Source organism: Rheinheimera pleomorphica (assembly GCF_011634895.1).
Lineage (GTDB): Bacteria > Pseudomonadota > Gammaproteobacteria > Enterobacterales > Alteromonadaceae > Alishewanella > Alishewanella pleomorphica.
On record NZ_SIRR01000003.1, the window covers coordinates 133618 to 151779 of the forward strand.

Here is an 18162-nt window from a genome sequence, read left to right on the forward strand (position 1 = left end):
CACAGTGGTTCAGCTTATGCTGCGCCGCTGCTTTTCGCCAGGGCAATAAAACGCTGAATATGGCTGTTTTGCTTTTCCTGCTTACGGTAACCAACATAAATATGTTTATGAATACCGTGCTCACCCAGGCGCACTAAAGCAATCGGCAGGGAGTTGGCGTATTCCAGTGCCAGCCATTTTGGCATCGCCGCCACACCACGGTTGGCGGCGACCATTTGCAGAATAATGTCGGTCGCTTCCAGGGTTTTATGCGCCCTTGGCATACACTGCGCTGGCAGTAAAAACTGCTGAAAAATATCCAGCCGTGCAGTTTCTACCGGATAGGTTAACAGGGTTTGATCAGTAAGCTGTGGCGGCTGAATGGCTGCCATCGCAGCCAGCGGGTTTTGCTGGCTGACGACCAACACCAATTCGTAGCCAAACACCGGCTCAAATGCAATACGTGTTCTGTTGATGGGATCCGGTGTGATCAGCAAATCTATATCGTAATTAAACAGCGCCGCCATACCGCCAAACTGAAAACGTTGTTTTACATCGATATCCACCCCCGGCGATTGTGCCAAAAACGGTTGTACTACCCTTAGCAGCCACTGATAGCAGGGGTGGCATTCCATACCAATGCGTAAACTGCCTTTTTCGTTGCCGGCGAACTGGCGTAGGGTGTCGTCGATGCGGTCAAACTGCGGCAACAGCCGGTTAGCCTGCTCCAGCAAATAATTACCGGCTTCGGTTAAGCGGATATTGCGGCCGTCTTTTAACCACAGGCTGATGCCGGTCTGCTGCTCAAGCTTTTTAATGCTATGACTCAGTGCTGATTGTGTCAGGTGTAACTTGCCGGCGGCCGCAGTGACTGAGCCGCTACGGCTGATTTCACGCAGAATACTCAGGTGTATTTTCTCAATCATGGCTAACCTATGAATAAAAATCATTAAATGACAAAGGTACAGTGTTTTTATTTATTGGTATAGCGCTTAGGGTGAAAACAGTCTTAATCATGTTAAGTGGTAATTGATGAGATAATTTCATTAAATAATGAAAAAGTATCATTTTTAATCATAAAAAATTGCGCCTATGCTTACTGGCAAGTTTGGACGTCCAGATGTCTTTATATGGTGTCCCCTAGCAAAAAGTATTTCAGCTGACGGCAAAGCAGCAATGAGGATGGCAAAGATGAGCAATGAGTTTACTTTCAGCATTACGCGACAGGCATTTGATGAGCATTATCAGCCGGCCGACAGCACACGGCTGACCACTAATTTCGCTAATCTGGCCCGGGGTGAAAGCCGCCGGCAAAATTTACGCAATGCGCTAACGATGATTAACAACAGGTTTAATGCCCTGGCGCAATGGGATAACCCGACAGCTGATCGGTACGCTGTAGCGCTCGATATCGTATCGGTTGATATCCAGATTGCCGGCAGCAGCCAGCGCTTTCCATCGATTGAAGTATTGCAAACCCATATTATCGACCACAAAACAAATGAGCGAATTGCTGGTATTGTCGGCAATAACTTTTCGTCATACCTGCGCGACTACGACTTTAGCGTACTGCTGCTTGAACACAATAAACAGCAGGCACAATTCAGTATTCCGGCAAATTTTGGCGAACTGCACGGCAAGCTGTTTCAGTGTTTCGTTAATTCAGAGACATACCAACAGCATTTTACTAAGCCGCCGGTTATTTGCCTGAGTGTGTCAGATAATAAAATCTATTACCGCACTGAAAACCGGCATCCGGTACTTGGGGTGGAATACCAGCCTAATGAGTCATCATTAACAGAGCAATACTTTAACAAGATGGGGCTGCAGGTGCGCTATTTTATGCCGGCAAACAGTGTGGCACCGCTGGCGTTTTACTTTATTGGTGACTTGCTGAACGACTACAGCAACCTGGAGCTGATTAGCACTATCAGCACCATGGAAACCTTTCAGAAGATTTACCGACCGGAAATCTATAATGCCAATGCGGTGGCAGGCAGATGCTATCAGCCCAATCTGAAAAATGCCGATCACTCAATCACGCAGATAGTGTATGACCGCGAGGAGCGCAGCCGTTTAGCCATTGAACAAGGCAAATTTGCCGAGCAGCATTTTATTAAGCCGCACCAGGCCAGATTACAGCAGTGGAGCTTAATATGACGCTATTACTTCCTACTTCAACCGCCGGCAGCTTACCTAAACCGCTCTGGCTGGCACAGCCGCAAACGCTGTGGTCGCCTTGGAAATTGCAGGGTGATGAGCTTGTTAGTGGTAAACAGGACGCACTTAGCCTGGCACTGCAGCAGCAACAACAGGCAGGCATTGATATTGTTAGTGATGGCGAGCAAACGCGGCAGCATTTTGTTACCAGCTTTATCGAGCATTTAAACGGCGTTGACTTTGTTAACCGCAAAACGGTGCGCATTCGTAACCGTTATGATGCCAGTGTGCCCACTGTCGTGGGGCCGGTATCCAGGCAACAACCGGTATTTGTTGCCGACGCAAAGTTTTTACGCCAGCAAACCACACAGCCAATAAAGTGGGCCTTGCCTGGGCCGATGACGATGATCGACACCTTGCATGATGACTATTATAAAAGCCGCGAAAAACTGGCGTGGGAGTTTGCCAAAATACTCAATGAAGAAGCCAAAGAGCTGGAGGCGGCCGGGGTGGATATTATTCAGTTTGATGAGCCGGCCTTTAATGTGTTTTTTGACGACGTTAACGACTGGGGCATCGCCTGTTTAGAGCGCGCCATCGAGGGCCTAAACTGCGAAACTGCGGTGCATATTTGCTATGGCTACGGCATTCAGGCCAATACCGACTGGAAAAAAACGCTCGGTAGCGAATGGCGCCAGTACGAGCAGATTTTCCCCAAACTGCAGCAATCGAACATCGATATTATATCCTTGGAGTGTCATAACTCGCGGGTACCGCTGGAGCTGCTGGCGCTTATCCGTGGCAAAAAAGTAATGGTCGGTGCCATCGATGTGGCCACTGATACCATTGAAACAGCGGAACAAGTCGCCGACACCTTGCGCAAAGCGCTGCAGTATGTCGATGCCGATAAATTGTATCCCTGCACCAACTGCGGCATGGCGCCATTAGCGCGCCCCATCGCACAGGGCAAACTGCAGGCGTTAACCGCTGGCGCCGCTATCGTGCGCCAGGAGCTGCAGCGCAGGTAGTCAGCTGGGTTACAACACCGATAATTTGCTGTTTGGAATATCGGTAACCAGCATATGGCCGGGGCTGTGGGTAATACAAAAATCCAACCCGGCGTTGGCAATGGCAACCTGCGGCGTGACGCCACAAGCCCAGAAAACCGGCACTTCACCCGGCTTTATTGTCACCGCATCACCAAAGTCGGGCTTAGTGATATCACTGATGCCAATTGCCGCCGGGTCGCCAAAATGCACTGGCGCGCCATGCACCTGTGGGAAGCGTGAACAGATTTGAATCGCCCGTATTGCATCGGCCGGAAGCATCGGCCGCATACTGACGACCATACCACCATGAAACACCCCGGCCGGGCTGCAGGCGATATTGGTGCGGTACATCGGCACATTAACCTTCTCTGTGATATTGCGGATTTCCAGGCCATCAGCCAGCAAGGATTCTTCAAACGAAAACGAGCAGCCAATTAAAAAGGTGACTAAATCATCGCGCCAGTAGTCGCGTACATCAGTGACTTCTTCAACTAACTGCCCCTGACGGAAAATACGGTAGCGCGGTAAATCGCTGCGAATATCTAAATCTTGCGCCAACGCCGGCATATCAATAGCACCCGGCGCAGCCGCCATGCCTAAAAGCGGGCAGGGCTTGGGGTTAAAGTGACAAAACTGCAAAAAATCAGCGGCGTATTGCTTGGGCAAAATGGCCATATTGGCCTGCACAAAGCCCGGCGCTAAACCGGAGGTATTGCCACTAAAAGCGCCACTGCGGCACTGCAAACGTAACTGATAGGGGGTTAACACAGACATAAACCACTCCGGGCAGATTAAATAAAGGCAGTGTAAATCAGCTGCGGCTTATTAAACAGTGTGCTGCGATAGGTTAAAGCGATGGCGCGTTCAGGCAGAACTGCCAGGTTCAGGCATTACCGTAAATTTCTTTATTCGCCAGCCAGCGCTTAATTAACTGCTCGCTGGCATTTTTATTTTGCTGCCATAACGTAGTGGCGATTTGCTGCGCTTGTGGCAGTAGCTCGGCGTCACGGCTAAGATCGGCAATTTTAAACTGCAGCACACCGGTCTGACGGGTACCAAGCAGCTCACCGGGACCACGTATTTCCAAATCGCGCTGGGCAATGACAAAGCCGTCGTTAGAATCACGCAGCACGCCAAGCCGGGCCTGGGCGGTTTTCGATAGCGGCGCGTGGTACAGCAATACGCAGTGCGAGGCGGTGCTGCCCCGGCCAACCCGGCCCCGTAGCTGATGTAACTGGGCCAAACCCAGCCGCTCTGGGTTTTCAATAATCATTAAACTGGCGTTGGGCACATCGACACCGACCTCTATGACAGTGGTGGCGACCAGCAAGTCCAGCTCGGCGCTACTAAACTGCTGCATCACCGCTTGTTTTTCGGCTGCCTTTAGCCGGCCATGTACCAGGCCGATGCGTAAATCCGGTAGTGCCTGTTGCAGCAATAATAAGGTGTCTTCAGCGGCCTGATTTTGCAGCGTTTCCGACTCTTCAATTAAGGTACAGACCCAATAGGCCTGGCGCTGCTCGGTTTTTACTGCGCTGCGCACCCGCTCGATAATATCATCACGCCGCGTATCCGGTATCGCCACCGTGGTCACCGGCGTGCGGCCCGGGGGCAGTTCATCGATAATTGAGGTATCCAGGTCGGCATAAGCGGTCATTGCCAGGGTGCGCGGTATCGGGGTGGCCGTCATCACCAGTTGATGCGGGTACTTACCTTCGATGCCGCCTTTTTCCCGCAGCGCCAGCCGTTGATGCACACCAAAGCGGTGCTGCTCGTCGATAATAATCAGCGCCAAGCGGCTAAACTCAACCTGCTGCTGAAACAGCGCATGGGTGCCCACCACCATTTGTGCGCTGCCATCGCTAATAGCGCTAAGCGTGGCTTGCCGTGCTTTGCCTTTGGTTTTACCGCCCAGCCAGGCCACGGCAATGCCAAGTGGCACAAACCAACGGGAAAAATTAGCGGCGTGTTGCTCGGCCAGTAACTCGGTAGGTGCCATTAACGCTACCTGATAACCATTGCCAATGGCGGTAAGTGCCGCCAGCGCCGCGACCAGGGTTTTACCTGAGCCGACATCGCCTTGCACCAGACGCAGCATTGGCAGGCTTTGGCCTAAGTCATGACGGATCTCGCTGGTTACCCGCTGCTGTGCCTCAGTCGGTGCAAACGGCAGCGCGGCTAAAAAGCGCTGCTGCAAGCTGTTGTCTATCTGCAGTGCTACGGCCTGTTGCTGCTGGCTTTGGCTGCGTAGCTTATACATGCTTAGCTGCTGCGCGACTAACTCTTCGATGATTAGCCGCTGCTGTGCCGGGTGTTTACCCAACTCCAGCAATTGCAGGCTGGCATCCGGTGGTGGCCGGTGAATATATTGCAGTGCATCCGTTAACGACCAGCCTTGCGCCAGGCTGCCGGCCAGATATTCATCCGGTTGGCTGCGCTGTAAATACTGCAGGGCCGCGTTGGTCAGGTTACGCCAGGTGGCCTGGCGCAGACCCTCGGTAGTAGGGTAAATCGGTGTCAGGGTTTCGCTGACTTCGGTCAGCAGTTCGTCATTGTGTACCCGGTATTCCGGGTGCAGCATTTCCAGCCCGCGCGGGCCGCGTTTGGCTTCACCAAAACAGCGCAGCAGCACACCCGGTGTAATGGCATTTTTTTGTGCCGCACTAAAATGAAAAAACCGCAGCGTCAGATAGCCGCTACCGTCTTTAATTTTCACCAGCCAGCTGCGCCTTTTGCCCAGTTGAATGTCGCTGCTGACCACCTCACCCAACACAGTGCCGTGCATTAGTGGCATTAAATCGGCGATAGCATAAATGCGGGTGCGGTCTTCATAGCGCAGTGGCAGGTGAAACAGTATGTCCTGCATGCTAAAAATGCCGAGTTTATCCAGCTTTTCGGCCACTTTAGCGCCGACACCTTTAATGGCGGATACCGGCAGATTGGCCAGGGTTGTGCCTGATGACATCAGGGTTGCTGTGCCATAGCCGGTGACAGCTGTGTTTGGGTGGGCTCGGCATACAGGCTTGCCACAGTGCCATCGGCTATCATCGCGGCCAGATGCTGGCGCAGCAGTGGCTCCAGGTGAGCATAGGGGCTTAAACGTGATAAACCGATATGAATAAAGCTGGGTTGGCCGCGGCTGAAGTCGATTTTGGCCCGGCGAAAACGGTGCGCATAGCCCGCGGTGTTATCAATAGCATTGGAGGTGCTGATTGTTGGCGCTATTAAACCATCCAACCTGCCGCGAAACACCATCTCTAAGCCGGCCTCTATACTATCAACTTCAACCACATGGCGCTGATTCTCAGCCAGCAGTGCCATTAATGCCGGTGAATACAGGTAGCCGCGAATAGTGACCAGTGTCAGTTGCTGTAGCTGAGCTTCGGTTTCCACTCTGCGTTTGTCGCTGTGGCGCATAAACAAGCTTTCCGGCACGGTTTCGTTGTATGGCAGCAGGTGCATAATGGCATCACGTTCGGCACTGAATTTCAGGTTCGACATCAGGTCCACTTTACCTTCAGCCATCAGACGAAAGCAGCGGGCGACAGCTGTACGTGGTGTGAATACCAGCTTAAAACCGGCGCGCCGCGCCAGCTCCTGCATCAGATCAACGGAGGGGCCATATGGCGTGCGCACATCCTCATAATGATGAAAACGTGCAAAGTGATCCAGACACCACAACAGCTGTGGCTCACCGGCACTGCTGCGTGGCACAGGCTCTTCGGCCTTGGCGATACAGCTCCAAAGTACCGTGAGCAACAGTGCGGCTAGGGTAAGGTACTGCGTGCACGACTTTGTCATAACCGTCAGTGCGTTGAGGGCACTTCCATTACGCCATCAATTTCAATCTGGGCACCGCGGGGTAAGGCTGATACCTGCACTGCAGCCCGGGCCGGGTAGGGTTCAGCAAAATACTGGCTCATGATCTCGTTAACGCTGGCAAACTGGCTTAAATCGGTGAGGAAAATATTCACTTTGACCATATCATTTAAGCTGCCACCGGCGGCGTCGCATACCGCTGCCAGGTTTTTAAACACCTGATGGGTTTGCTCGGCAAAGTTGTCCGATACCATTTGCATTGTTGCGGGCACCAGCGGAATTTGGCCGGACAGATACACTGTAGTACCAATTTTTACCGCCTGGCTGTAGGTGCCTATAGCGGCCGGGGCATCACTGGTACGAATAATCACTTTAGACATGAATGCTATTTCCTTCTGTAAACTTTTTGTACATCCGGCATCACGCGAATTTTGCGCATCACATTGGCCAGATGCACCCTGTCGCGTACCGACAAGGTAATTTTAATCACGTATTCACCGGTGTCTCTGTCGTCGGTGGCTAAGTCCTGAATATTCGAGTCTTGCGACGCTATTAAGGTCGTCAGTTTGGCCAGCACGCCTTGGCGGTTAACGATAAACACCCGGATATCACAGAGGAATTGTTTATCGCCGGTTTTATCCCAGCGCACCGGGAAAAACTTACCGGGCTCTTTGTCCCAGCCTTTAATATTACGACAGTCAGCCCGATGTACATTTAAGCCTTTGCCTGGCGTGGCGTTGGCGACAATATCATCACCCGGAATAGGCCGGCAGCATTTGGCAAAGGTAAGTAACATGCCTTCAGAGCCGATAATAAAGGCTTTGCTTTTCGGCATAGGCCCATTGCTGTCTTTGCTGCTGGATTCGTCTGAGTCAAATTCGCCCAATAAGCGTCGTGCCACGGCAATGGCTAACTGGTTACCTAAGCCTATTTCACTGCACAGCTCGTCCAGCGATTTTTGCTTGGTGTTTTGCAGTACCTGCTCGATACGTTCTGGCGCGATATCTTCCAGTTTGACTTCACCTAAAGCCGAGCTTAATAAACGCCGCCCCAGGCCAATAGATTCGTTTTGTTGCTGTTTTTTCAGGTAATTACGAATACCTAAAATAGCGCGGCTGGTTACCACATAGTTTAGCCAGTTGGCGTTAGGTTTACCGCCGGGGCTGGTGATAATTTCCACCGTCTGGCCGGTTTCCAGCGGTTTATTCAATGGGTAGGGCCGGCGGTCTACCTTGGCGCCAACACAGCGGTTACCGATGTCAGTATGTACGGCATAGGCAAAGTCGACGGCGGTGGCGCCAATCGGCAGCTCGACAATTTTACCCTGAGGCGAGAATACATAGAGCTCGTCCGGGTAGAGTTCTGATTTTACGTTTTCGACAAACTCAGCGCTGTTGCCGGCATTTTGCTGCAGCTCCAGCAAGCTTTGCATCCAGCGCCGGGCACGAATTTGCGCCGTAGTATCCTGATGCTGGCCATTGGCTTTATACAACCAATGGGCAGCGATGCCTTTGTCGGCCATTTCGTCCATTTCGCGGGTGCGCATTTGTATTTCTACCGGAATACCATGCGGGCCAATTAATGACGTATGCAGCGACTGGTAACCATTTTGCTTTGGGATAGCGATATAGTCTTTAAAGCGGATCTCAATTGGCTTGTACAGATTATGTACTACCCCCAGCGTGCGGTAGCAGTGGTCGATGCTATCAACCACCACGCGAAAAGCGTAGATGTCCATCACATCATTGAACATCAGCTCTTTGTTTTTCATTTTGCGGTAGATGCTGTACAGGTGCTTTTCGCGGCCGCTGACGTCGGCGGCAATACCGGCTTGCTCCAGCCGGCCTAAAATCTCGTGCTGGATTTTTTCTAACAGTTCGCGCCGGTTGCCACGGGCTTGCTTTACCGCGGTAGACAATGCCCGGTAACGCATCGGGTATAGCGCTTGAAACCCCCAGTCTTCCAGCTCGTTTTTAATATTGTGAATACCGAGGCGGTTGGCAATGGGGGCGTATAGCTCCAGTGTTTCTTTGGCAATACGGCGGCGTTTTTCTGGCCTGAGCGCGCCTAAGGTGCGCATATTGTGGGTGCGATCGGCCAGCTTAATTAAAATAACGCGAATATCCTGCGTCATGGCCATAAACATTTTTTGCAGGTTGGTAACTTCAAATTCCTGATAGTCTTTGAATTTTACCTTGTCGAGTTTACTGACACCTTGTACCAGCTCGGCCACGGTAGCACCAAACTGGCTGGCTAAGTCCTCTTTGCTGACCGGGGTATCTTCGATGACATCATGCAGTAGGGCCGCCATCAGGGTTTCGTGGTCCATATGCATGTCAGCCAGGATGCTGCTGACCGCCACCGGATGGGTAATATAAGGCTCGCCGCTGGAGCGCGTTTGCGGCGCGTGCGCGTCCCTCGCCACCACATAGGCCTGTTGCACCAAGGCAACCTGCTCTGGCGGCAAGTAAGCGCTTATCTGATTTTTCAGACCTTCAAATAAATACACCTGTGCTCCCAAACTGCGACAGCAAACAAAACACGCCTTCAGGCGCGGGATTTATTATGAATATACGTCTATTTATCACAGTTGCCAACGGCTAATGCGCCGCTGGCCTGCAGATGGCGGGGTTTTTAGTGGTCTGAACCGATAATAGCGGCGACAGCAGCCATTTCTGACGCTTCTTGCTGGATCTGATCGCGACGTTCCTGCTCATCCAGTACTGAGTTGGTGATCAGGCCTTTTTCAATTTCACGCAGTGCAACTACGGTAGGCTTATCATTTTCGATATCTACCATTGGCTCTTTGCCTTCTACGGCTAACTGACGGGCACGGCGTGCAGCCACCAGAATTAAATCAAAACGGTTACCAATTTTATCTACTGCATCTTGAACAGTTACGCGTGCCATCTATTGCTCCGAATGTGCGGGTATTCACAAGACCGCATAGTTTACGCTAATTTGCTGTTTTCGCCAACAGTTGCTTAAGCAGTGTGCTGTGTTTGCTGGCCTGGCTGCCAAAGCTGTTGCGCTGCGCCAGTACTATGCGTTCAAATTCTGTCAGCGCCGAGTCGAAGTTATCATTAATAATCAGATACTCGTATTCATCGGCATGGCTCATTTCGCTGTGCGCCTGTGCCATCCGTTTGGCAATAACGTCGCTTGAGTCCTGGCCTCGTTTGTTCAGCCGCTGCTCTAGTTCGGTTAAGCTGGGTGGCAAAATAAAAATGCCTTTGGCTGAGCCTTCCTGCGCTTTTATTTGCCGCGCGCCCTGCCAGTCGATATCTAAAAACACATCAATGCCGCGGCTTAAGCTGTCGCGAATCGTGCTTTTTGACGTGCCATAGTAGTTACCAAATACTTCGGCCCATTCAAAAAACTCATCTTGGGCAATCAGCGCTTTAAACTCGTCGACACTGATAAAGTGATAATGTACGCCATCTTGCTCGCCCGGGCGTGGCGCGCGGGTAGTGTGTGATACGCTGACTTGCATATCGCTGTGGCGCTGTAACAGTGCCTGGATCAGGCTGGATTTACCGGCGCCGCTGGGCGCAGAGACAATAAACAGATTACCGGCTAAGTGTTGCATAAAAGTCTGGCTCGCTTGGGCTTATGGCGCAAAGACTGCGGATTTTAGACCGAGTTGGTTATTGCTGCAAATATGATGATTTCAGACAACAGTTTCAGGCGAAAACCGGTTTGCTCACGTCAACACGCCGTAAATACGTCCCTGTAGGCTCGATTATAAACTTCATCCTTGAAGTTTATCCGATGGACCAGCTTCGCTGTTCAAATTCGCTCCCGGCGAATTTGTCAGCATCCTGGCCTGCAACGGTTGACTTAGAGCAAGCCGATTTCCGCCATATAGCTCGCAATTTAACTTTTGGCCTTTTTCGTTTTTGCTTTAACCGATAAGGTTAACGTAAAGGTGGCCATCGGCTCATCGCCATGCAGGCTAGGGCAGGTTACCACCACCGATACCGGCTTGTTAATCCGCTCGCCTGTGGCCAGCGATTCATCAATCATCGCATCAATAATATCGCCATCATGGCTGCTAAAGTGCACTGTGGCTTCTGGCCGTTTTAAAAAATGGCCTTCCACGTCTTTAAAGGCAAAATTGGCATTTACGCCACGGGCTTTGGCTTTGCTAAACACGAGAAAGGCACCGGCTAAATCGGCGCCGATGGCCAGGGCACCAAAATAAATGCTGCCCAAGTGGTTTTTCGTGCGCCAGCTGTGCGGCATCGTCACTTCCAGCGTTTTGCTGTCCATACGGACAATTTTCGGCGAACAAAAACCAATCAGCGGTATATAACGCCAGGCAAACAGTTTTAAGCCCCAGTTGGCTTTACGCAAAGAATTGGCCATCAGCTGGCTCCAAAAATGGCAAGTGGGCCTGAGCTTACACTGGTAAGACCATTGCCGCAAGCTGACCGCTCAGACAGCTAAAGATGCCACTCGTCAGCTAAGCGCTATTGCTGGCAAAACCAGCTATAGTAAAGTCAACATTATGTTTACTTTCTTGAGGCAGGCGGCATTTTGTTTCGGTTAGCTATTTATCTGCTTAAAACCCTAATGCTTAGCGTGGTGGTAGTGCTAAGTGCCCGGGCGCTGGTGCTGACTCAGGACGACTACCTGTATCGGGTGTGGTCGGTGGAGGCCGGCTTGCCGCAAGTTTCTGTTACGGCGATAGTGCAGGATGATGCCGGCTTTCTCTGGTTGGGTAGCCAAAATGGACTGTCACGCTTTGATGGCCTGCAGTTTGATGTATTTAGCACAGCCAATACGCCGCAGATGTCTTCTAATCTAATCACCAGTTTACATTATGATCGCCTGAACCGGTTGTGGATTGGCAGTGTTAATGGTCTGATGCGATATCAAGACGGTGAGTTTCAGCGGTTGGATCAAGCTCAGCCGCTGCAAGGGGCTATTACGGGTTTTGCGGAGTTTGCTGATGGCCGTTTTTATATCGGTGGCAACCGTTTATATCTGTGGCAACAGCAACAATTACAAGTAGTAACGGCACATCAGGGGCCGGTATTTCAGTTGTATCAGCAGCAGGATACCTTGTATATCGGCGGGCAGGATGGATTTGCCACCCTAACCCAGGGCGAGTATCGCTGGCATGCCAAGCCGGCAGAGCTTGCCGCTTTGCAGATCACTGAAATGGCCATCCAGGACGGACAGCTGTATCTGGGAACCACTGCCGGTTTGTACCGCTGGCGCGAAAATCGTTGGCAGGCGGTGGCGTTGCCAGGCCAGGACAATGACAGCCGGATAGAGCTACTTTATCTCGACCCGCAGCAACGGCTTTGGGCTGCTAACTACAGCCATATTTATGTTATTCAGCAAGGCCAGGTTGAACGGGCTGATTATGTAAAAGGTAAATATCAGGACTTTGTCTGGATAGAAAGCATGCTGCAGGACAAACATAACAACCTGTGGTTTGGTAGCCGTTCGCACGGTTTAAAACGGTTGCGCCGGCCGCCAACCCAACGTTTTAGCACCGCACAGGGCATACCTGATCCTTATGTCTGGGCTGTAGAGCCCTGGCAGCAGCATGTGCTGGTCGGCACCAGTGGTGGTTTGTCGCTGTTGCAGTATGGCCAGTTCCAACCGTTAATGGCGAATCAGTATCTGCCTAATCCGTTTGTTTATAGTCTATTCAGTGACGGCGATGCGCTGTGGGTTGGCACCCGTGCCGGGTTAAGTCGGTTAGAACGAAAGACACTGGCCTGGCAGCGTAACTATGACAGTATTAGCCACTTGCTGGTCACGACGCTGGGGCGCCAGGGCGACCTGCTGTGGGTGGGCACCAACGGCGGTTTATATTACCTGCAGGATGATGAGCTAAGGCAAGATAGGCTACCGCCGGTATTACAACATGCCAAAATCAGAATAGTGCTGTCAGATCAGCAGAACCGGCTGTGGATAGGCACTGAAAATGGGCTTTATCTCGTTGATAATAATGGCTTTTCCCAGGTTGCTGATACGCCGTTATCCGGTAGTTTTATCAGTGTGATTAAACAGTTCGCTGATGGAAATTTGCTGATTGGTAGTTTTGACCAGGGCTTTTTGTTTGGTCAACCCGGCCAATGGCAGTGGTTTAACCACCAGAACGGCCTGCCCGGTAACGGCCTGATGCACGTTGAAAAGGTAGAAAACCAACTGGTGATAAGTAACTTTCAGGGTTTTTACCGGCTGGATTATCCGGCGCTGCTGCAAGGGCGTATTGAAAAGCTCTATATGCTGGTAGATGATCGCCGGCCCGAGGCCGATACCGACTCGCACCGCTGCTGTAACGGCGCTGGTAGCAGTAAAGGCCTGGTACATCAGGGCCGCTTGTGGTTTCCCACGTTAGATGGCGTGGTATCCTTGCCGCTACAACAGCTGATCCATTATGGCCCGCAGCCTGAACCGGTAATTACCGCAGTGACAGCCGCCAACCGGCAGTATCGCGGCGACGCCGTCAGCCTGGCACCGGATGCGCGGGATTGGCAGGTAAGCTTTACCGCGCCCTACTATGTGCAGGCGTCATCATTGCGCCTACGTTATCAGCTAGAAGGCTATGATCAAGACTGGATAGATGCTGGCAACCGGCGCGAAGCGTTTTACACCAACCTGCCACCGGGGCATTACCGCTTTTTGTTGCAAGTGCGGATGGCGGGGGATTACCGCTGGAGTGATACCGCTGAGCTTGCCATTAGCTTGCAGCCGCACTGGTATGAAACCTGGTTGGCACGTAGCCTGTTTGCGCTGCTGTTTGTGTTGCTGTTATGGGCGCTGTACCGCTGGCGTTTGTCGGCACTGGCTAAAGCCCAGGTGCAACTGGAGCTACAGGTAGCTGAACGTACTCAGGCCCTGCATCAGGCAAACCAAAAACTACAACAACTGAGTATGCAGGATGCGCTGACCGGCCTGTATAACCGCCACTATGTCGATAATAATATTCGGCAAATTTTGGCGCGCGCTGAACGCAGTGGCGAGCCTTTAACGCTGGCATTGTTAGATCTGGACCACTTTAAACGCATTAACGATAAGCTGGGACATCAAACCGGCGATGCTATTTTGCAGCAGGTAGCCGATATTGCCCGGCAAAATTGCCGCAGTTCTGATCATCTTATCCGTTGGGGCGGCGAAGAGTTTTTGTTAATCCTTGAACAAAGCTCAGATGTTGCACAGGTACTGGACCGCCTGCTGCACGCCGTGCGTGAACAGCCCTGGCCATATGCCGGGGAACTTAGCCGGTTAACCTGCTCGGTTGGGGCGGTAAGTTTCACTGCCGACAGTGATTGGCAGCAACAACTGCAATGGGCTGATCAGGCGCTGTATTGGGTGAAACAACATGGCCGTGATGGCTATTTGTTGCTGCAACATACCGAGCAGGCCGTGGCAGGCAATGCGCTTAACACCCTGCTGCGCCAACTGCCATTTCATAGCAATAAAGCCGCTGCGCTACAACAGCAGCTGCAGGATGACTAAGCGAAAGGCTTTTGCCCCCAGCGCCTGTTTTGGGTATAGTCCAGCGACAAACTAACAGGGCCGGAGGCAGAAGATGGATACACTGGGTGCAGTAACCCTGGTAAGAAGTGTGTCAGAGCAGCGCTGTGCCGTTAGCTTATTAACAACCCTGATTAACTGGCTTAGTTACAATGGCTTGGGGGTGGATCATGCCCAGCGGCCACAAAAATTGTGTGATGCGCTGCAAACCAACCCCAAACATGCTGCTGCTATCAGTGAAGTATTATTTAGCTGGCTGGGCGAGGTGAATATTTACCCGGCGCTGGTCAATTTAGGTTTATTTTCCCGGCGCGGCTTTTTTCGTGAAACCGCCTCGCGTTTGTACGAACGGCTTAACCCGGCACCGCGTGACCAAAACGATTTTAAAGACGTGCTGGTGCAAATGTTTAATGGCAAGGCGGAAGCCTTGTGGCTACAGCAGGGCGGCAGCGAAGTCATGCTGGGCTGTTTTGATGCCTTAGCCGCGCAGTGCAGTGACGCTACCTTGCAAAAAATGCATGGCCATTTTCGTGAAGAAAGCCTGTATGCCCTGGAAATGCTGGCCATTTGGGTGGCGGCAGAAGAAATAGAGCCAGACTTAATGCGCCTGGACCGGCGCCTGGCCAGTATTGACTCACCCTTTATTGCGCTCAGCCGTGAAATGAACCTGTTTGTTGAAAGTGGTAAGCAACAACTGGCCAACCCAGAGCTGCCGCTAATGGACACCGCGCATTTAGATGTGATGATGGCACAATCGCGTGAGCAGGTAGAGCGGCTGCGCCGCCGTGGCGCTGGTGTTGGCAGCTCGGTAGCGGTGGCGCATTTGCTGGAGCGGTTAGAGCAAACACTGGACCGGATAGATTTATTACTGGATTTACTTACCAGTGACGCTCAGGTGCAACGGCAAAAGCTGTTTAGCCTGTTTAGTTTGCTGATTGACGCCAGCACGGAACAAAACAGCATCAGTGCGCTGTGGCGCTCCAGCACCCAGATGTTATCGAAAAGCATCACGGTAAATAAAAGCGGCCATGGCGAGCACTATATTAGCCGAAACCGCAGCGAGTTTTTTGCCCTGATGCGCTCGGCCGCCGGTGCCGGCATTATTATTGCGTTAATGGCGCTGCTAAAAATTACCATTGAAAGCCAGGGCTTTAGTCCGTTTAACAAGGCGCTGTTGGTTAGCCTGAACTATGGCATGGGCTTTGTGCTTATTCATATGTTGCACTTTACCATTGCCACTAAACAGCCGGCGATGACCGCGGCCAGTTTCGCGCAGGAAGTTGAACGCGGTGAAAACGGCCGTGCAGTAAACCGTAAGCTGGCCAGCCTGCTGATCGATGTAAATCGTTCACAGTGGGCAGCTGTGTGGGGCAACGTCAGTGTGGCTATTGTGCTAGCCAGCAGCATAGCACTGGCTACCGTGCTGCTGCGTGGCACGCCGCTACTCGACGCTGGCCAGGTGAGTTATCAGCTGGCAGCGATATCGCCTGTTAGCAGTTTAGCGCTGTGGTATGCGGCTATTGCCGGTATCTGGCTGTTTTGCGCCGGTATTATCGCCGGTTTTTTTGATAACCGCGCCAATTGCCTCGAGTTGCGGCTGCGGCTGTTTCACCATCCGCTGTTAAAAAAGCTGTTGCGAGATGGCCCGCGGCAGAAGTTTGCCGACTATTTACACGACAACTACGGCGCCCTGGCCGGTAACTTTTTCTTTGGTATCTTGTTGGGCATGACCGGTTATCTGGGATACATCAGCGGCCTGCCGCTGGATATCCGCCATGTCGCGTTTTCATCAGCCAATCTGGGCTACAGCGCAGTCAGTGGTGACATTGGCATCCTAAGCTTTTTGCTGCATTTACTGTTTGTACTGCTAATTGGCTTTGTGAATTTATGGGTTAGTTTTACCCTGGCGCTAACCGTGGCGCTGCGGGCCCGCGGTACCCGCATCAGCCGTTTGCCGTTGCTGCTGAAAAGTATCTGGGAGCAGGCACGGCAACAACCGCTGAATGTGTTTTTTCCGGTCAATGCTATTAAGCAGGCGATGACCGAAGACAACGTAAAAGCGGAAACAAAAGCTGACAAGCCACTAACACAAGACAAGTAGCTCCCGGCCATAGGTTGTGTCGCGCCGCCTGTGGTAAAATGGCGGCGTTATATTTGCTTATCTAACCGCCTTAGGAGCCCGTAGTGTCAGCATTAGCCTCGTTATATCCGCAGCCGTTATGGCAATGGTTTGCCCAAATTTGCGCCATTCCACACCCGTCTAAGCATGAACACGCATTAAGCCAGCATATTCAGGCCTGGGCACGTGATAAAGGCCTAACGGTACTGGAAGACAAGGTAGGCAACCTAATCATCAAAAAGGCGGCTACAGCCGGCTTTGAAAACCGCAAAACCGTGGTTATTCAGGCGCACCTGGATATGGTGCCACAAAAAAATGCTGACAAAGTGCATGATTTCACTAAAGATCCAATTGAAGCCTATGTCGACGGCGACTGGGTAAAAGCCAATGGCACTACCTTAGGCGCCGACAACGGCATTGGTATGGCGTCGGCGCTGGCCATTTTAGGCAGTGATGATATTAAGCACGGCCCGTTAGAAGTGCTGCTAACGATTGACGAAGAGGCCGGCATGACCGGTGCCTTTGGTGTCGAGCCGGGTATGCTGGAAGCAGAGATCCTGATCAATACTGACTCTGAGCAGGAAGGCGAAATTTATATGGGCTGCGCCGGTGGTGTTGATGCCGAATTTACCGTGCCGGTACAGTGGCAGGCGCCTGCGGCGGGGGTTACAGCTGTAAACCTAAGCCTGACCGGCTTAAAAGGCGGCCACTCCGGCGTCAATATTCATTTAGGCCGCGGCAATGCTAATAAACTGCTGGCGCGTTTTTTAGCCCATAATGCCAGCCGTCTTGAACTTAGTGTAGCGGCCTTTAACGGCGGCTCGTTGCGTAATGCCATTCCGCGTGAAGCCAGCGTGATGCTTACCGTGCCAGCAGCCAAGCTGAGCCAGTTACAGCAGCAGGTAGCGGATTATCAGGCGCTGTTGCAGCAAGAGTTAGCGGCAGTCGAGCCAGCACTGAAGTTAAGCCTGGCGGAAAGCACGCTGCCAGCGCAGGTGTTAACGGCTGACGTACAGGCGCGGCTGATTAACCTATTAAACGTTTGCCCTAATGGCGTTATGCGCATGAGCGACGACATTGCCGGTGTGGTTGAAACCTCGCTGAATATGGGCGTGATCACCGCGACAGACAGCAGCGTGCAGGTGCTGTGTTTAATCCGCTCGTTAATCGACAGTGGCCGTGAGCAGGTTGAGGGCATGTTAAGCTCATTAGCGCAACTGGCTGGCGTGCCGGTGAAATTCAGCGGCGCTTATCCGGGCTGGAAGCCAGACCCAGCCTCGCCGGTGATGGCGATTGTCAAAGACACCTATCAGGCCATTTACAACAAAGAGCCGGTGATTATGGTGATCCACGCCGGTTTAGAGTGTGGCTTGTTTAAAAAGCCGTATCCTGAGATGGATATGGTCTCCATTGGCCCCACCATCCGCTTCCCACACGGCCCGGATGAAATGGTGAATATCACCACCGTTGGCCAGTACTGGGAATTGCTGTTAGCCGTGCTGGAGCGTATTCCAGAGCGTGGTTAACACAATGTAG

The 18162-nt window shown here is 52.1% G+C and carries 14 protein-coding genes; 5 read left to right on the plus strand and 9 right to left on the minus strand.

Features of this window, described 5'->3' with window-relative positions; all coding sequences use genetic code 11:
- Window positions 1-14: 14 nt before the first annotated feature.
- Window positions 15-905, minus strand: coding sequence for a LysR family transcriptional regulator (locus EYB30_RS01750; protein WP_166836409.1), 891 nt, complete (start codon window positions 903-905; stop codon window positions 15-17).
- Window positions 906-1170: 265 nt separating this feature from the next.
- Between EYB30_RS01750 and EYB30_RS01755 the strand changes: the two genes are divergently transcribed.
- A complete protein-coding gene (locus EYB30_RS01755; RefSeq protein ID WP_166836411.1) occupies window positions 1171-2139 on the plus strand; it encodes a DUF1852 domain-containing protein in 969 nt (322 codons plus the stop codon).
- On the plus strand, window positions 2136-3167 hold the full coding sequence (locus tag EYB30_RS01760) for a methionine synthase (protein WP_166836413.1): 1032 nt from the start codon (window positions 2136-2138) through the stop codon (window positions 3165-3167). The genes EYB30_RS01755 and EYB30_RS01760 overlap by 4 nt, the downstream gene beginning before the upstream one ends.
- Before the next feature lie 9 nt (window positions 3168-3176).
- Here the strand turns inward: EYB30_RS01760 and EYB30_RS01765 are convergent, their stop codons facing one another.
- The 8 genes from EYB30_RS01765 to EYB30_RS01800 form a co-directional block, all read right to left on the minus strand.
- Window positions 3177-3962, minus strand: coding sequence for a putative hydro-lyase (locus tag EYB30_RS01765; protein ID WP_166836415.1), 786 nt, complete (start codon window positions 3960-3962; stop codon window positions 3177-3179).
- A gap of 109 nt (window positions 3963-4071) precedes the next feature.
- On the minus strand, window positions 4072-6153 hold the full coding sequence (recG, locus tag EYB30_RS01770; RefSeq protein ID WP_166836417.1) for an ATP-dependent DNA helicase RecG: 2082 nt from the start codon (window positions 6151-6153) through the stop codon (window positions 4072-4074).
- Window positions 6153-6989, minus strand: a complete 837-nt coding sequence (locus EYB30_RS01775; protein WP_166836419.1) for a substrate-binding periplasmic protein — start codon at window positions 6987-6989, stop codon at window positions 6153-6155. Before EYB30_RS01775 ends, recG begins: the two co-directional genes overlap by 1 nt.
- Window positions 6990-6994: 5 nt before the next feature.
- Window positions 6995-7387 carry a RidA family protein gene (locus tag EYB30_RS01780; RefSeq protein ID WP_166836421.1) on the minus strand — a complete coding sequence of 131 codons (393 nt, stop codon included), beginning with the start codon at window positions 7385-7387 and terminating at the stop codon, window positions 6995-6997.
- A 5-nt stretch (window positions 7388-7392) separates the two neighbouring features.
- A complete protein-coding gene (gene spoT / locus EYB30_RS01785; protein ID WP_166836423.1) occupies window positions 7393-9516 on the minus strand; it encodes a bifunctional GTP diphosphokinase/guanosine-3',5'-bis pyrophosphate 3'-pyrophosphohydrolase in 2124 nt (707 codons plus the stop codon).
- Between the two features lie 125 nt (window positions 9517-9641).
- The gene (gene rpoZ, locus EYB30_RS01790; protein WP_134052557.1) at window positions 9642-9917 is read right to left on the minus strand and encodes a DNA-directed RNA polymerase subunit omega; all 276 of its coding nucleotides are present in this window, start codon (window positions 9915-9917) and stop codon (window positions 9642-9644) included.
- Window positions 9918-9963: 46 nt separating this feature from the next.
- Complete coding sequence (gene gmk, locus EYB30_RS01795; RefSeq protein WP_166836425.1) at window positions 9964-10596, minus strand: guanylate kinase; 633 nt, start codon at window positions 10594-10596, stop codon at window positions 9964-9966.
- 287 nt (window positions 10597-10883) lie between these two features.
- Window positions 10884-11375 (minus strand): DUF4442 domain-containing protein, encoded by a 492-nt coding sequence (locus tag EYB30_RS01800; protein ID WP_166836427.1) that lies wholly within the window; start codon window positions 11373-11375, stop codon window positions 10884-10886.
- Window positions 11376-11546: 171 nt separating this feature from the next.
- Between EYB30_RS01800 and EYB30_RS01805 the strand changes: the two genes are divergently transcribed.
- From EYB30_RS01805 to EYB30_RS01815, 3 genes are all read left to right on the plus strand, one after another.
- On the plus strand, window positions 11547-14489 hold the full coding sequence (locus tag EYB30_RS01805; RefSeq protein WP_241697935.1) for a ligand-binding sensor domain-containing diguanylate cyclase: 2943 nt from the start codon (window positions 11547-11549) through the stop codon (window positions 14487-14489).
- 73 nt (window positions 14490-14562) lie between these two features.
- Window positions 14563-16608: a site-specific recombinase gene (locus tag EYB30_RS01810; protein ID WP_166836429.1), complete on the plus strand. Its 2046-nt coding sequence runs from the start codon at window positions 14563-14565 to the stop codon at window positions 16606-16608.
- An 83-nt stretch (window positions 16609-16691) separates the two neighbouring features.
- Entirely contained in the window at window positions 16692-18152 is a 1461-nt protein-coding gene (locus EYB30_RS01815; RefSeq protein ID WP_166836431.1) for an aminoacyl-histidine dipeptidase, read from the plus strand.
- Window positions 18153-18162 lie beyond the last annotated feature (10 nt).

What these genes read in the sequence shown, in the direction of transcription:
- EYB30_RS01750 (WP_166836409.1), bottom strand. Translation starts at nt 905, where the DNA reads ATGATTGAGAAAATACACCTGAGTATTCTGCGTGAAATCAGCCGTAGC.
- EYB30_RS01755 (WP_166836411.1), top strand. Translation starts at nt 1,171, where the DNA reads ATGAGCAATGAGTTTACTTTCAGCATTACGCGACAGGCATTTGATGAG.
- EYB30_RS01760 (WP_166836413.1), top strand. Translation starts at nt 2,136, where the DNA reads ATGACGCTATTACTTCCTACTTCAACCGCCGGCAGCTTACCTAAACCG.
- EYB30_RS01765 (WP_166836415.1), bottom strand. Translation starts at nt 3,962, where the DNA reads ATGTCTGTGTTAACCCCCTATCAGTTACGTTTGCAGTGCCGCAGTGGC.
- recG (WP_166836417.1), bottom strand. Translation starts at nt 6,153, where the DNA reads ATGTCATCAGGCACAACCCTGGCCAATCTGCCGGTATCCGCCATTAAA.
- EYB30_RS01775 (WP_166836419.1), bottom strand. Translation starts at nt 6,989, where the DNA reads ATGACAAAGTCGTGCACGCAGTACCTTACCCTAGCCGCACTGTTGCTC.
- EYB30_RS01780 (WP_166836421.1), bottom strand. Translation starts at nt 7,387, where the DNA reads ATGTCTAAAGTGATTATTCGTACCAGTGATGCCCCGGCCGCTATAGGC.
- rpoZ (WP_134052557.1), bottom strand. Translation starts at nt 9,917, where the DNA reads ATGGCACGCGTAACTGTTCAAGATGCAGTAGATAAAATTGGTAACCGT.
- gmk (WP_166836425.1), bottom strand. Translation starts at nt 10,596, where the DNA reads ATGCAACACTTAGCCGGTAATCTGTTTATTGTCTCTGCGCCCAGCGGC.
- EYB30_RS01800 (WP_166836427.1), bottom strand. Translation starts at nt 11,375, where the DNA reads ATGGCCAATTCTTTGCGTAAAGCCAACTGGGGCTTAAAACTGTTTGCC.
- EYB30_RS01810 (WP_166836429.1), top strand. Translation starts at nt 14,563, where the DNA reads ATGGATACACTGGGTGCAGTAACCCTGGTAAGAAGTGTGTCAGAGCAG.